Here is a 14,602-nt window from a genome sequence, read left to right as displayed (position 1 = left end):
ACAGGCCCGCCAGTACGACCACCGCCCGGGACCGCAGCAGCACCGCGATCAGTGTCAGTCCCCCGGCGACGGCCATGGGCAGGAAGAGGCCGTTCCAGAGGGTGGCACCGGCGTCGGAGACGCCGGTGGCGGTGAAGAGGTCCTGGAGCCGGAAGTCGCGGCCGAGCCGGCCGTCGTACCAGACACGGAAGGGACTCCAGGCCGCGGCGGCCGCCCCGGCGAGTGCGAGCAGGGAGCCGAGCAGATTCCGGACCATCGGCTTCGCCTCGCTTCCCGGCGCCGAGACCGTCCCCGTGGAGGAGCGCGGCCGACGCCGAAGGGTGCGTCGTCCTGGGAATGACGGTACGCCCGCCGGAACCCCTTGGCCACTGAGCGCGTCCCCGCACAGAGGCATGGCCTCAATGACCATGACAAGCATTCGAGCACCGGGGGTTCACCTCATGTCGCGTCACCTCAAGCTCATCGCCGCCGTGGCGGTCGTACTCGTCGCGATCAGCGGCTTCAGCCCCGCCCGCTCAGGGGGCGGCGGTCACCGCAGCGGCAGTGGCGGCGGGGGCGGCTGCAGCAAGTCCGACTCCAGCAGCCACAACAGCGGCAGCGGCTATGACGGCAGCGACAGCAGCTACGACAGCGATGACAGCGACAGCTACGACTCGGGCTACGACGACGGCTACCGGCGCGGCTCGCGCTACAACAACAGCACCGGTTCGAACGGTTCGAGCAAGGGCAGCTCCGGCAGCGACAGTTCGCCCACGGGCACCCTCACCGAGTGCGCGGCGGAGAACGCGGGCGACCCCGAGGCCGTGGTGAGCGTACGGAACGCGGACGGTGACCGCGAGACCTACCGCGTCAGGGTCGAATTCCAGGACGCTACCGGCAAGTTCGTCGACTCGGGCGCCGCCCGGGTCACCGTCAGCGCGAACGGAACGAACTCCGTAGACGTCCCGATGGACCACCCGGACCGCATCGACGACGTCGCCGAGTGCGTGGTCGTGTCCGTCAGCTGAGCGGGGCGAGGAAGCCCGGCTCGTCCGGCACCGAATGCTGGTGCCGGTCCGGAACGGCGGCCTCGACGCCGGTCTGGTGACGGTGGGGCGGCTCCTGCTGCTGGGCGACCGCGAGCGCTGACAGCACCGCCGCGGCCACCCAGACGGCGAGCATCTTCTTCGATCGGCGCATGCCGGCTCCTTCGGTTCGGATGCCGCCGGGGCCAGGCCGTGGCCCCGGCGGCAGAGGCGAAATACCCGTTGACACATCCGCGTACACAGCAGCGTGGACCTCTACCGACGGCTCCCCCTCGCCGCCGTCTGCAGAGGCCCACGCCTGTCCCCCGTGGTGAATGGTCCTAGTCGGGCGGCCCGATGGTCTGGTGACGGTCCTGCACCGCGAGCTTCTCGCGCTCCTCGTCGACGATCTGCTCCTCGTCGACGGGCTCGATCGGGTCGACGGGCTCGTCGGCCGGCTCGATCGTCTGGTGACGGTCCGGCGGCGCCAGCTTCGTCTTCTGCTGAGCTGTCATGTCGTGAGTCGTCATGGTGGCGTGCTCCTTGGGCTGATCCGATGTGTGGCACGGACCGTCCGGCAGCTCCCCCGAGTGCTGCCGGACGGTCGTTCCAGAGCCGCACAGCCTAATCAACCGGAGTGCGACTTTCCCCCGTGATCCGCTCATCCCCCGATGCCGCGGACCGACATGCATGAGCATGGCGGACGGCGATAAACGAACGATGAACGTTCCGCATGTGATGGCGTTTACGACCCGAACCAGGTCGTCACGCCGCGACGGACGGGGTGAGGAGGCCTCGCACCTCGTCGCCTTCGACCGCCCCGAGCTCGTCGAAGATGCTGAGCGCTTCCCGCCAGCAGGCCCGCGCGCGGTCCGGCTGGCGCAGCGCCTCCAGGGACTTGCCGAGCACCAACAGGACCGTTCCCCTGCGCCATTCACCGCCGATGCTGGTGAGCACGAGTGCCCGTTCGGCCTGGCCGGCGGCCGAGGCGACCTGATCGGTGGCGATATACACCTCGGCCAGCCGGAAGTGGGTCATCCCCTCCCACAGGCGCTGGCGGCTGTGCCGGAAGATCTCCAGCGCTTCCAGGAGCCGCCGCTCGGCCTCGTCGAGCCGGCCGGCGGCGGTCAGGGCGATGCCGAGCGCGTAGAGACCGTTGGCCAGACGTACGGACGCGTCGAACCGCCGGTAGATGACGACGGCCTGCTCGGTCAGGGTGACGGCGGTGGAGGGGTCTCCGGTCCCGATGCGGGCGCGGGCGATGTTGCAGAGCGCGCTCGCTTCCGAGGGGTGGTTCCCGTACCCCTGGAAGGTGCTCAGCGCCTGGCTCAGGTATCCCTCCGCGTCGCCGTGCCGCCCCTGGTAGTTGGCCACGATGCCGCGGTCGTTGAGTGCGTACGAGGAGGAGATGGGGTCCTCGGCGGTGGCGCCCAGCACCCCCGCCAGCCGGGCCTCCTCGTCCGCCTCGTCGAAGGAGCCGGTGGTCAGGTGCAGTCCGGTCAGTACGGACCGGGCGCGGGCCTCCGCGTACGGGTCTTCCGCCGCCTGAGCCGCCTCCTTGAGTCGCTCCGCGGTCAGCACGTACTGGCGGACATTGATGCCCGCCTCTCCCAGGTCGTTCGTCGCCATCAGCAGATCGACCGCCCGCCGCAGCGTGCTTCCGTAACCCAACTGGAGGGCGGCTGCCAGGAAACACGCGGACTCGGCGAAGAGCCAGTCGACGGCGCCGGCCCGGTCGGTGAAGTTCAGCCCGGGTGTCCCGGTGTCCTCCAGATGGTCGACCAGACGTTCGCCGGGCCGCTCCAGCGCGTACACGCCCCTGGCCGTCGCCAGGTAGAAGTCCAGCAGCCGGAACAGTGCCGCGTCCCGTTCGGACGGCGGCTGTTCGTCGCGCTCGGCGCAGGCCCGGGCGAAGAGACGGACCAGGTCGTGGAAGCGGTAGCGGCCCGGTGCCGCGGACTCCAGGAGGGAGGCGTCGACCAGGGACTCCAGCAGGTCCTCGGTCGCCTCGGCGGAGCGCTGGAGCATGGCCGCCGCCGCGTGCAGCGAGATGTCGGGACCGTCGGCGAGGCCCAGCAGCCGGAAGCCGCGGGCCTGTTCGGCGTCGAGCTGGCCGTAGCCGAGCTCGAAGGTGGCCTTGACGGCCTGGTCGCCCACCTGGAGTTCGTCCAGCCGGCGGCACTCGTCGGCGAGCTTCGACGCGAGCACGGAGACCGTCCAGGTGCGCCGCGCCGCCAGCCGGGACGCCGCGATGCGGATGGCCAGCGGCAGGAAGCCGCAGGCTCCCACCACGTCCAGGGACGCCTTGCGTTCGGCGCTGACGCGCTCCTCGCCGACGATGCGGCTGAAGAGCGTCATCGCTTCCTCGGGGCTCATCACGTCCAGGTCGATGAGATGCGCACCGGCGAGGTCGACCATCCGGGCCCGGCTGGTGATCAGTGCCGCGCAGCCCTTCGTGCCGGCCAGCAGGTGCCGGACCTGGGCGGCGTCGCGGGCGTTGTCCAGCAGGGTGAGCACGCGGCGGCCCGAGAGGAGTGAGCGGAAGAGCGCTGCCCGTTCCTCCACGCCGTCCGGTATGGCGGAGTCCGCGGTGCCCAGCGAACGCAGGAAGGCGCCCAGCACCGCCTCCGGTTCGGCGGCGGCCGGTCCCGCGCCCTGCAGGTCGACGTAGAGCTGGCCGTCCGGGAAGTGTTCGGCGGCGGCGTGTGCGACGTGCACGGCCAGCGTCGTCTTGCCGACGCCGCCGATCCCCGCCACGGCCGAGACCGCCATCACGGTGCCCTCGGCCTGCGCGAGCTGGTCCCTCAGCTCCTCGACGAAAGTGGCGCGGCCGGTGAAGTCCGCCACGGTGGCGGGCAGTTGGGCAGGCTGGGCGGGCTTGTGCGCGGCGGGTCTCTCGGGCTCGTGGGAGGAGAGGGTGAGGTCTTCGTCGGCCTCCAGGATGCGCTGCCGCAGCTCGGTGAGTTCGGCGCAGGGGTCGACGCCCAGTTCGTCGGCGAGCAGCCGCCGGGTGTCGGCGTACACGGCGAGGGACTCGGCCTGCCTGCCGCTGCGGTAGAGGGCGAGCATCAGCAGCTCGCGCAGCCGTTCGCGCAGCGGGTGCGCGGCGGTGAGGGCGGTGAGCTCGCTGACGGCCTCTCCGTGGCTGCCGACCTGGAGATCCAGGTCGAGCTTGTGCTCCTGGAGCGAGAGCTGCCACTCGGCGAGCCGGCCGCGCTGCCGTTCGGCGAACGGGCCGGGCACGTGGGCCAGCGGCTCGCCGCTCCACTGCCGGAGCGCGGCCGCGTACTGCTCACGCGCCCTGGAACGGTCCCCGCCCGCCGCGGACTTCTCCGCGTCGGCGACGTGCGCCATGGCGGTGTCCAGGTCCAGCGTGACGCCGGCACGGGCCCGGCCCGTACGCATCGCGTAGCCGCCGGACTCGCTCACCAGCAGCTCCGCGTCGGCACCGAGCGCCTTGCGGATACGCGAGGCGTACGTGCGCAGCGCGGCCTTCGCCTGGTCCGGGGGCTCCTCGCCCCACAGCGCGTCGATCAGCTCCTCCGCCGTCGCCGTATGCCCGTTGCGCAGCAACAGGGCGGCGAGCAGGGCGCGTTGCTGCGGTGAGCCCATGGCGAGTTCCTGATCGCCACGTCCGGCGCGGACGGGTCCGAGCACCCCGAAGCACAGCTGGTGCTCCTGATGCCAGGTCTCGCGTCCGATGTTCTCCTCGGCGCCCATTGGTGCCCCCTGCGCTCCGCTCTCCACTCCCGCAGGGGTCAGTCTGCCCTGCCCGTCAGCCTCACGTCAGCAGGGCACCTGCCTCTCCACGACACCTTCGAACTTCGGGCGCTTCGGCGCGGTTCACGACAACATGAGGGGGATCCTCCGGTAGCCGTGCGCGATGAAGCCTCCGACCGGCTCCAACTCCTCGGCGGGCACCGCGAGCCGCAGGCCGGGGAAGCGCTCGAACAGGGCGGGGAGCGCCGTGAGCGCCTCCATCCGGGCCAGTGGCGCGCCCAGGCAGAAGTGCACGCCGTGGCCGAACGACAGGTGCTCGGCATCCGAGCGCCGGATGTCGAACTCCCCGGCCGACGGGCCGTGTTTGCCCGGGTCCCGGCCGACGGCGGCGTAGGTGGCGAGGATCGGTTCACCCTTACGGATGGTGGCGCCGCCGTCGTCGCCTGACAGCTCGATGTCCTCCACCGCGTAGCGCAGCGGGAGGCTGGCGATGCTGGGAGCCCAGCGCAGCGTCTCCTCGACGACGTCGCTCCACGAGGCGTCGCCGTCCAGCACCAGCTTCAGCTGGTCGGGATGGGTGAGCAGTGCGTGCACCGCGTTGCCGATCAGGTTCACGGTGGTTTCGTGCCCGGCGCCGACGAGCAGCAGCAGAGTGTCGAGGAGTTCGACCTCGGACAGCTTGGAGCCGTCCTCGTCCCGCGCCGAGACCAGCAGACTCGTCAGGTCCTCACCGGGCTCCTCGCGCTTGAACGCGACAAGCGCGCCGAAGGCCGTCTGCACGTCCTGCGCGGTACGGGCCGCCTCCTCGGGGGAGACCGAGGTGTCCATGATCCGCTCGATGAGCCTGGCCATCTCGCCGCGCTGCTCCTCGGGGATGCCGAACAGCTCGCAGATGACGCCCATCGGCAGGGGATGCGAGTAGGCGGCGCGCAGATCGACCGGCTCACCCGCCGGCATGGCCGCCATCCCGTCGAGCAGCCGCCCGGTGATCCGCTCGACGCTGGGACGCATCGCCTCGGTACGCCGCCCGGTGAAGGCCGGGGCCACGAGCTTGCGCAGCCGCCGGTGCTCGGGTCCGTAGGAGCTGAACATGTTGGTGACGCCGACCCAGTACCGTATCCAGCTGTCCTGGAACTCGCCGCGCTGCCAGGCCGGCCAGTGCTGCCGGGGGTCTTTGGAGACGCGGGGGTCGGCGAGCAGCTGTTTGAGCAGCTCGAAGCTGCTGATGGACCAGGCGTGGATTCCGGCGGGGAGCTCTACGAGGGCTGCGGGGCCGAACGCGCGGAGGCTGTCGGCTTCTCCGTGGATGTCCCGGCCGGCGGGGTCGATGACGATGGGCTGCTGTTGCTGCTGTCCCATGGAGCGGCTCCTGCGTGGTCGATGCTGATCGGCGTGAATCGGGCGGGTAGCTGGGCGAGAGCGCGGTGGAAGGGACCGGGCCGGTAGACCAGTTGGTCGTGCTCGACGGTCAGCTCGATGTCGGAGAGCCAGGCGGTGAGCCGCTCGATGGCGGTGGTCGCGATGAGCAGTGCGGACCGCTGCACGGGACAGGAGTGCGGGCCCGCCGACCAGGCCAGGTGCGCGCCGCCGCCCGAACCGGTCGCGCCGCCGCCGGTACCGGCCGCCGTCCGGCCGTGCTGGGTGCTGGCCGCCGCGTAGGAGACCAGGACGAGCTGGCCCTTGCGGATCCAGACGCCGTGGAAGTAGACGTCCCGGGTGGGGTAGTGGGCCGAGTAGTTGGACATCGGCGGCTCGTTCTGCAGGACGTCCGCGATGGCGTCGCGCGGGGTCAGCGCACCGCCGGACAGGGTGCTGTAGTAACGGTCGTCGGTGAGCATCCGGGCCAGGGCGTTGCCGATCAGATTGGTCGTCGGCTCATGGCCGGCGCCCATCGTGAGCACGATCTGGTGGACGACCTCCTCGTCGCTGAGTCCGGCCGGGTGGTCCATGAACCAGGAGGTGATGTCCGGTCCGCGCTGCTGTTTCTTGGCGCCGATCAGCTCTCCTACGTAGCCCTCGAACGAGGCGTTGGCCTCCGCCGCCTCCTCGGGGCCGTTGCTCTCCAGCAGCCCGGCGATCGCCTGGATGAGCCGGTCGCTGTAGGAGTCGGGCATCCCGAACAGCCGGTTGAAGAGCATCAGCGGCAGCCGTCGCGCGTACTGCCGCATCAGGTCGGCCTCGCCGGCCGTGCCGAAGTCGGCGATGAGGGCGTCGGCCGCCTCCACCACGAGTGCGCGCAGCTCGTGCGGCGGTATCCGGTCGAAGCTGTCGGTGATCACCTGCCGGTAACGCTCGTGCGCCTCCCCGTCGTTGAAGAGCACGTTGGGGCGCCAGCCGAGCATTCCCACGATGGGGGAGTCGGCCGGCACGGTCTGCTGCCAGGTGCGTGAGTCCTTGGACCAGGTGACGGGGTCGTGCAGCAGGTCCAGGGCCGCCCGGTAGTCCGTCACCAGCAGCGCGCCCACCTCCGGCGCGATCTCGACGGGGGCGAGCGCGCCGTACCGGCGCAGCCGTTCGTAGACGGCGTGCGGGTCGGCGGCGAACTCCGGCCCGTACAGCTGTGCCACCTGGTGGCTGGGCGGCGCCATCGGCGGAGGCATGACGCCGCGGGGCGTGCCGGACGCGCCGGGTACGCCGGGCCTGCGAGGGGAGGTCACGCTGTCTCCTGTGGCGTGTGGGCCAGCACGTGGCCGACGAGGGCTATCAGCGCGTCGGCGGACTGGTCGCGGTCGCGGGCGTCGCACAGCACGAGGGGCGTCTCGGGGTGCAGGTCGAGGTGGTCACGGAGCGTCGAGGGGTGGTGGGACGGCGAGTCGGGGAAGGTGTTGACGGCGACCGCGTAGCGCAGCCCGGCCTCCTCGACCATGTCCATCACCTCGAAGGAGTCCGAGAGCCGACGGGTGTCGGCCAGCACCAGTGCTCCCAGCGCGCCGCGCGCGATGTCCTGCCACAGCGGCCGGAAGCGGCGTTGGCCCGGTGTGCCGAACAGGTACAGCACGAGATCGCCGGGCAGCGTCAGCCGGCCGAAGTCGATCGCGACCGTCGTCGTGGACTTCTCCCGCACCCCCGCGAGATCGTCCACGAGCGCGCCGCTGCGCGTCATGACTTCCTCGGTGTGCAGCGGAGCCGTCTCGGACAGCGAGCGGATGAAGGTCGTCTTGCCCACCCCGAACGGGCCTGCGACCAACAGCTTCACCAGGGTCTGGGGCCTGTCCTCGGCGAGGTAGAAGTTGTCGCCGGGAGCGGCTGAGCCGTCAGCCGGACCGTCGACGGGACCGTCACCGGGACGACTTGAGAGTACGGAGTCCATCGAGAACCTTTTCCAGAATCCGCCGTTCGGGCAGTTCGGCGTCGGACACGGGCGCACGGGCCAGCAGCAGGCCCTCGTCGACCAGATCGGCCACCAGGACCTTCACCACGCTGACCGGCAGCCGCAGATGCGCGGCCGCTTCGGCGAGGGACAGCGCCCCCGGCCGGAGCAGCTCCAGCAGCCGTCGCTGCTCGGGACGGAGTCCGCCTGACATGGGGTCGACCGCACCGTGCAGCACGGTGAGCCGGTCCAGTGTGTTGCGGCTGGGGTGAGCGCGTCCTGTGGTGGCCAGGTAGGCCGGCACCAGACGTCTGTGGTCACGCGGCGGCGGTGTCATGCCGTGCTGTCGTGCCGTGGCGGACTGTTCATGGCCTTGGCGCCCAGGGTGGCCACCTGGACCTGCATGTGGTGGGTGACCACGCCCATGTTGACGTCCCGGTCGGCGAAGACGGCCAGGCAGGTGTTCTGGCCGGCGGGTATCGCGAACACCCAGCCGAGATCGGACTCGATCACGGTCTGCCGGAGCTGGACGTCGTAGTTCCCGGCGAAGGCGGCGGTGGTGGTACGGGCGGCTCCCTGCAGCGCGGACAGCATGGCGGCGACGCCCTCCGCGGCTTCCTGCCGCAGTCCCGGCGAGCGGCCCTCGATGAGACCGTCACCGGAGATGACGGCCGCGTGGATCACATGTGGCAGATCGAGGAGCGGCGTCAGCACCCAGGAGGTGTCCTCCCGGACGGATCGGCGTGTGGGGGTGGTCATGCGGGCGGATTCCCTTCGGAGGCAGGGGGATCGGCACGTTCGTGGTCGGCGTGGTCGGCGTGCAGGGCATGGTCGCCGTGTTCCTGTTCGACGTTGTCGGCCGAGGTTGCCGACGACGCCTCGATCCCTGTATCGGCGGCGGCCTCGGCCCTCCCGGAGTCGACGGCCCTCCCGGAGCCGACGGCGGCCCGGCCCGAGGCGGTGCCCTGCTGGAACGCGGACCAGCGCTCCGCGCTCTCCTCGGGTGACGCGGCAGGAGCCGCGCCGGCTTCCGTGCGGGGGCCCTCGGCCACCCACGACTCCGCATCGCCGTCTGCGTCGGCCGGCTGCTCCTGCTCGGCGGTCGGCCGCCGCCTGCTGCGGCGAGGCAGCTCCTCCTCGGCCCCCGGTACGGGGACATCGGAACCGGCATCCGAGGGGGCGAGAAGGCGGCTGTCGGTGCCCGCGCGGCCCGGCAGGGTGCGCGCGCCGGCGGTCGGCAGCGGTGCCATCGCGGACATCGGCTGATCCGTTTCGTCGAGAAGGGTGAGCAACGGCTCGCCCGGTATATGGACGACCGCTCGCACCCCGCCGTACGGGGAGGCCTCCACATGCGTGCTGAACCCGTACTGGCGCACCAGCCGGCCGATGGCGGCCAGACCGTTGCGCGGCGGGTCTCCGAGCTCGGTGATCAGCACCGGCTCCTCGCCGGACATCAGCCTCTTGGCGCGGGTCAGTTCGTCGGCGTGCATGCCCACGCCGGCGTCGTCGATGATCACGGAGGCCCCGCGGTTGCCCTGCTGGAGCGTGACGGCGACGGGCAGGTCGGGGTGTGAGTAGTGCAGGGCGTTGGCCATCAGCTCGGTCAGCGTGACGGCGACCGGCTCGGCGGCGCGGGCGATCACACCCACCGGGTCGCGCAGCTGGTTGGTGACCTGGATGCGCTCGTAGCCGTTGAGCCGGGACATGGCGCCGACGACGATGTCGGCGAGGTGTGAGTTGTCCCGGGTCAGTCCGGGCCAGGCTCCGCACACGACCGCCGTGGACTGGATGCGGCGCAGCGCCTGCTCGTTGAGGAAGTCGGCGGCCAGCAGGTCCTCGGCGACCAGTGGGTCGTCGTACTTCTCCTGCATCCGCTGCAGCAGCGTCTGCAGCTGGTAGAGGAGCGCCTGGATGGTGGTGGTGGATCCGCGCAGGGCGGCCTGGGCGGCGGAGTCGACGCGCAGTCGCTCCTTGCCGATCGCCTCACTCACCTGAGTCAGCACCGCCTCCAGCGACCGGTCCAGAACCGGGCTCGGCGTTCCGGCGCCGAGCGGCCCGCGGACCGCGACATTGGGGTGGGCGAGCGAGGCGGCCAGATCCGGGATGCGGGCGCCCGCGAGGTGGCTGAGCTCGGCCTCGGCGGCCTGCAGCCGTGCTCCGAGGTCGGCACTGTGCCGGGAGGCGTTGCCGAGGTCCGTCTCGGCCGCCGCGAAGCGCGATCGCAACCGGTGCGCTTCCCGGCGTGAGCGGGCGAGCAACAGGGCCAGAGCGACGGCGGCGACTGTACCCAAGGCGAGAAAAACGATCAGCGCCACCGGTGTGTCGGTCATCGGTGTCCTTGGTCAAGGGGATGGCTGGCGGGGGGTTTTGGGCAGCGGGCGGGGCTCGGCAGCGGTCAGCGCCCGACGGTTCCCACATGTTGCCGCAGTCAACTGCTTCGCACACCCGTTTGCGGAACATCAGTACGCATCGGCTGCCCGGTTTCCGCGGGCGAACGGGATTGCTTCGGGTTTGACCATCGTCGGAAAGTGCCCCGGCAGCGGGTCAGTCGACCCTGCCGAGCCAGATCGGGTTGGTCATCGCGGCCATCGCGCCCGGCAGCCCGGGCGGCGACCCCTCGGCCGGGCTGTGGCGTATCTCCGCCCGTACGTAGGTCGCCAGCGATGCCGTGGTCCGCCACTCCAGCGGCTTCGCGGAGACCTCCCCTGTGAGCATCTCGCCCTGGTCCGTGAGCAGTCGGGCCGTGGCACCTTCCGCGGCGCCGGTCACCTCCAGGCGGACGGCCACCTCCGCGTCCGGATCCAGCGCCAACCGCTCCCCGATGCCCGCGTGTTCGCCGCGGGGGCCGCTCGCCGTGAGGGTCAGCGAGATCCGTGAGGACTCCGCGAGATAACTCCGGCCCGCCCGGATGCCTTCCAGCAGGGCGTGCCGCGACAGTTCGTCCGCGTGGACCACCGTCTGCGGCAGGCCGACGGTCTGGGGCTCCCTGTGCGCGTCACTGCTGCCCATGGCGGGGAGCCGGCCGTCTCCGTCGGGCCGGCTCGTCAGCATGTTGTCCCAGGCGGCCACGGCGAGTTCGTCGTCCGCGGTCCACGGGCCGTTCCAGACCTCGACCGCGTCCGCGTCCGCGTAGCCGAACTTCCACTGGCAGCCCACGAAGGGGCAGTTGGGGTGCGCCGGTACGACCAGGCCGCCCGCCTTGTGTATCCGGCGGGCGTAACGGGAGAACGCGTCGTCCCGGGCGCGGTAGCGCCAGTCGACGAAGGTGCCCGGGTCGGTGCCGAGGGCCAGGAAGTGACCGTTGCGGGTGGTGACCTCCTCGCCGCAGAGAATGAGGAAGTCCTCATCCCACAGTCCCGCCCAGGCGCCGTGCCCCGACGTGGTGTTGTGCTCGGTGGTGGCGATGAAGTCCAGCCCCGCCTCGCGTGCCGCCGCGGCGGTCTCCGCCGGGGTGCGCTTGCCGTCCGAGTGCACCGTGTGCAGATGGCAGTCGCCGCGATACCAGGCACGGCCACGGCCCCGCGCGCGCTCCGGGGGGTGGGCGGTCCGTGGCGTCTCGCCCTGCTCACCGTGCCGGAGGGTGACGGTGACCTCGTAGTCCATCCCCTGCGGGGCCACCGTGTAGGGACCGAGGACGACGTTCCAGGTGCCCGGTCGCACCGGGCCGGCCAGATAGCCGGGGGTCGCCTCCCGCGCGCTGATCGCGAAACTGTCGCGGGCGCCGCCGGACCAGCCACGGAAGCCGCGGCCGCCCAGTGCCGTGCCGCGCTCGTCGAAGACGCCGATGTCCAGTGCGTTGCCCTTGGTGCCGGCCGGGACCGCCGGCTTGTCGTAGGTGTAGGACACGGCGATCTCGCGGACGCCGGTGGGCACTTCGACGGGCAGGTAGACGAAGTCGGGCGCGCCGGTGGGCAGATGGCCGCGTATCGTCCTGGTGTCCTCGGCACCGCTCTCGGCCCGGGCGAAGCTCACGCCGTCGGGCGTGAACACACTCGCCGCCCCCGCTCCCGCCACCGCCGACATCCTCAGTACGCCGCGTCTGTCCATACCGGTCATGTCCGCCTTCCCCTGCGCGCCGCGACCCCGTGCCCGTCACCGTCGTCGTGTGCGGCGTCGGATGCCCCACGAGTCACCGTTCTACGCGCCGGACAAGGACGGCGGTACCCCTGTGGACAACTCAGGGACAACTTCGCGAGGCGTCCGGCACCGCGGAGGATGTGAGATTGTCCGCAACAGCCGCCCCGGAATGTTCCGAAGTGATGCCGAAGACCGCTCGTATGCTCGGTCCATGACTTCGAGTGCGCAGGCAGCCCCCACCGCCACTGCCATGCGGCGAGCCCTCCGCCGTGCCCGGGACGGCGTGGCGCTGGACGCCGCCGAGGCCACCGTGCTGCTGCAGGCGCGCGGTGCGGATCTCACCGCGCTCGCCGAGTCCGCGGCCCGGGTGCGGGACGCCGGGCTGGCGGCGGCCGGGCGCCCCGGGGTGATCACGTATTCGCGCGGGGTCTTCATCCCGCTGACCCGGCTGTGCAGGGACACCTGCCACTACTGCACGTTCGTCACGGTGCCCGGAAAGCTGCGGCGCGAGGGTCACGGGATGTTCCTCTCGCCCGACGAGGTGCTCGACATCGCGCGGCGCGGCGCCGAGACGGGCTGCAAGGAGGCCCTGTTCACACTCGGCGACAAGCCCGAGGCCCGCTGGCCCGAGGCCCGCGAGTGGCTCGAATCGCACGGTTATGACGACACGCTGTCCTACGTACGGGCCATGGCCATCCGCGTCCTCGAGGAGACCGGCCTGCTGCCGCACCTCAACCCCGGGGTGCTGTCCTGGACGGACCTGCAGCGGCTCAAGCCGGTCGCCCCGTCGATGGGCATGATGCTGGAGACCACCGCCGAGCGGCTGTGGAGCGAGCCGGGCGGGCCGCATTACGGGTCGCCGGACAAGGAGCCGGCGGTGCGGCTGCGGGTGCTGGAGGACGCGGGGCGGTCCAACGTCCCCTTCACCACCGGGCTACTGGTCGGGATCGGCGAGACCTACGAGGAGCGAGCCGAGTCCCTCTTCGCGCTGCGCCGCGTGCAGCGCGCGTACCACGGCATCCAGGAACTCATCATGCAGAACTTCCGCGCCAAGCCGGACACGGCCATGCGCGGGATGCCGGACGCCGAACTCGAGGAACTGGCCGCCACGATCGCGGTGGCCCGGCACATCATGGGCCCCTCCGCCCGCATCCAGGCCCCGCCGAACCTGGTCGACGGGGAGTACGCGATGCTCATCGGCGCCGGTATCGACGACTGGGGCGGCGTCTCACCGCTGACCAAGGACCACGTCAACCCCGAGCGCCCGTGGCCGCAGATCGACGAACTGGCCGAACACACAGCCGGTTCCGGCTTCACACTGCGCGAACGGCTCCCCGTCTACCCCGAGTTCATCCGCCGCGGCGAACCCTGGCTGGACCCCCGGCTGCTGCCGCACGTCAACGCGCTCGTGGACCCGGAGACCGGCCTGGCCCGCGAGGACGCCCCGCTCGAGGGCCGCCCCTGGCAGGAGCCCGACGAGGGTTACCTCGCCCCGTCCGGACGTACGGATCTGCACCGCACCATCGACACCGAGGGCCGCACCGCCGACCGCCGGGACGACTTCGACGAGGTCTACGGCGACTGGGAGACCCTGCGTGAGCGGGCACAGCCGGGGATGGCGCCGCAGCGCATCGACACCGACGTGCGCACCGCGCTCGCCCGGGCGGCCGAGGACCCGGTCCGGCTCACCGACGACGAGGCGCTCGCCCTGCTGCACGCGGACGGCCCGGCGCTGGACGCGCTGTGCCGCATCGCCGACGAGCTGCGCCGCGACGTGGTCGGTGACGACGTCACCTACATCGTCACCCGCAACATCAACTTCACCAACGTCTGCTACACCGGTTGCCGCTTCTGCGCCTTCGCCCAGCGCCGCACGGACGCCGACGCCTACACCCTCTCGCTGGACCAGGTCGCCGACCGCGCGCAGCAGGCGTGGGACGTGGGCGCGGTCGAGGTGTGCATGCAGGGCGGCATCCACCCGGACCTGCCGGGCACCGCCTACTTCGACATCGCACGGGCGGTGCGGGAGCGGGTGCCGGGCATGCACGTGCACGCCTTCTCCCCGATGGAGGTCGTCAACGGCGCCACCCGCACCGGCCTGTCCATCCGGGACTGGCTCACCGAGGCAAGGGAGGCGGGCCTGGGGTCCATCCCGGGCACCGCCGCGGAGATCCTGGACGACGAGGTCCGCTGGATCCTCACCAAGGGCAAACTGCCCGCCGCCACCTGGGTCGAGGTCATCAAGACGGCACACGAGCTGGGCATCCGCTCGTCCTCCACGATGATGTACGGGCATGTGGACCAGCCCCGGCACTGGCTGATCCACCTTCGGCAGCTCGCCCGGATCCAGCAGTCGGCGGCCGAGAAGGGAGTGGAGGGCTTCACCGAGTTCGTCACTCTGCCCTTCATCCACACGAACGCGCCCGTCTATCTGGCAGGCATCGCCCGCCCCGGCCCGACCACACGCGACAACCGCGCGGTGACCGCGATG

The 14,602-nt window shown here is 71.4% G+C and carries 12 protein-coding genes and 1 pseudogene; 2 read left to right on the top strand and 11 right to left on the bottom strand.

Annotation, left to right across the window (positions count from 1 at the left end; translation table 11 throughout):
- A pseudogene (locus ACRDP3_RS16060) lies at positions 1-256 on the bottom strand (hypothetical protein); the annotation flags it as partial.
- Positions 257-440: 184 nt separating this feature from the next.
- Between ACRDP3_RS16060 and ACRDP3_RS16055 the strand changes: the two are divergent.
- The gene (locus ACRDP3_RS16055) at positions 441-1,007 is read left to right on the top strand and encodes a hypothetical protein (protein ID WP_431517633.1); all 567 of its coding nucleotides are present in this window, start codon (positions 441-443) and stop codon (positions 1,005-1,007) included.
- Here the strand turns inward: ACRDP3_RS16055 and ACRDP3_RS16050 are convergent.
- From ACRDP3_RS16050 to ACRDP3_RS16005, 10 genes are all read right to left on the bottom strand, one after another.
- Positions 1,000-1,179 (bottom strand): hypothetical protein, encoded by a 180-nt coding sequence (locus tag ACRDP3_RS16050; RefSeq protein ID WP_431517632.1) that lies wholly within the window; start codon positions 1,177-1,179, stop codon positions 1,000-1,002. The two genes, ACRDP3_RS16055 and ACRDP3_RS16050, sit on opposite strands and share 8 nt — an antisense overlap.
- A 166-nt stretch (positions 1,180-1,345) precedes the next feature.
- Positions 1,346-1,534 (bottom strand): hypothetical protein, encoded by a 189-nt coding sequence (locus tag ACRDP3_RS16045; RefSeq protein ID WP_431517631.1) that lies wholly within the window; start codon positions 1,532-1,534, stop codon positions 1,346-1,348.
- Positions 1,535-1,769: 235 nt separating this feature from the next.
- Positions 1,770-4,724 (bottom strand): AfsR/SARP family transcriptional regulator, encoded by a 2,955-nt coding sequence (locus ACRDP3_RS16040; protein WP_431517630.1) that lies wholly within the window; start codon positions 4,722-4,724, stop codon positions 1,770-1,772.
- A 123-nt stretch (positions 4,725-4,847) separates the two neighbouring features.
- Positions 4,848-6,083, bottom strand: coding sequence for a cytochrome P450 family protein (locus ACRDP3_RS16035; protein ID WP_431517629.1), 1,236 nt, complete (start codon positions 6,081-6,083; stop codon positions 4,848-4,850).
- Positions 5,981-7,381, bottom strand: coding sequence for a cytochrome P450 (locus ACRDP3_RS16030; protein WP_431517628.1), 1,401 nt, complete (start codon positions 7,379-7,381; stop codon positions 5,981-5,983). The genes ACRDP3_RS16035 and ACRDP3_RS16030 overlap by 103 nt, the downstream gene beginning before the upstream one ends.
- Positions 7,378-8,034, bottom strand: coding sequence for a GTP-binding protein (locus ACRDP3_RS16025; protein WP_431517627.1), 657 nt, complete (start codon positions 8,032-8,034; stop codon positions 7,378-7,380). Before ACRDP3_RS16025 ends, ACRDP3_RS16030 begins: the two co-directional genes overlap by 4 nt.
- Positions 8,003-8,371 carry a DUF742 domain-containing protein gene (locus tag ACRDP3_RS16020; RefSeq protein ID WP_431517626.1) on the bottom strand — a complete coding sequence of 123 codons (369 nt, stop codon included), beginning with the start codon at positions 8,369-8,371 and terminating at the stop codon, positions 8,003-8,005. The genes ACRDP3_RS16025 and ACRDP3_RS16020 overlap by 32 nt, the downstream gene beginning before the upstream one ends.
- A complete protein-coding gene (locus ACRDP3_RS16015) occupies positions 8,368-8,793 on the bottom strand; it encodes a roadblock/LC7 domain-containing protein (RefSeq protein ID WP_431517625.1) in 426 nt (141 codons plus the stop codon). The genes ACRDP3_RS16020 and ACRDP3_RS16015 overlap by 4 nt, the downstream gene beginning before the upstream one ends.
- Positions 8,790-10,364: an ATP-binding protein gene (locus ACRDP3_RS16010; RefSeq protein ID WP_431517624.1), complete on the bottom strand. Its 1,575-nt coding sequence runs from the start codon at positions 10,362-10,364 to the stop codon at positions 8,790-8,792. The genes ACRDP3_RS16015 and ACRDP3_RS16010 overlap by 4 nt, the downstream gene beginning before the upstream one ends.
- Positions 10,365-10,578: 214 nt before the next feature.
- Positions 10,579-12,081 (bottom strand): CehA/McbA family metallohydrolase, encoded by a 1,503-nt coding sequence (locus ACRDP3_RS16005; protein WP_431517634.1) that lies wholly within the window; start codon positions 12,079-12,081, stop codon positions 10,579-10,581.
- A 241-nt stretch (positions 12,082-12,322) separates the two neighbouring features.
- Between ACRDP3_RS16005 and ACRDP3_RS16000 the strand changes: the two genes are divergently transcribed.
- Positions 12,323-14,602 (top strand): bifunctional FO biosynthesis protein CofGH (locus tag ACRDP3_RS16000; protein ID WP_431517623.1); only part of this gene is annotated, 2,280 nt, incomplete at its 3' end.

It is taken from the genome of Streptomyces sp. (genome assembly GCF_050698815.1).
Taxonomy (GTDB): domain Bacteria; phylum Actinomycetota; class Actinomycetes; order Streptomycetales; family Streptomycetaceae; genus Streptomyces.
Note: the sequence above shows the minus strand (reverse complement) of the source record. Positions and strands in the feature narration are given on the sequence as shown.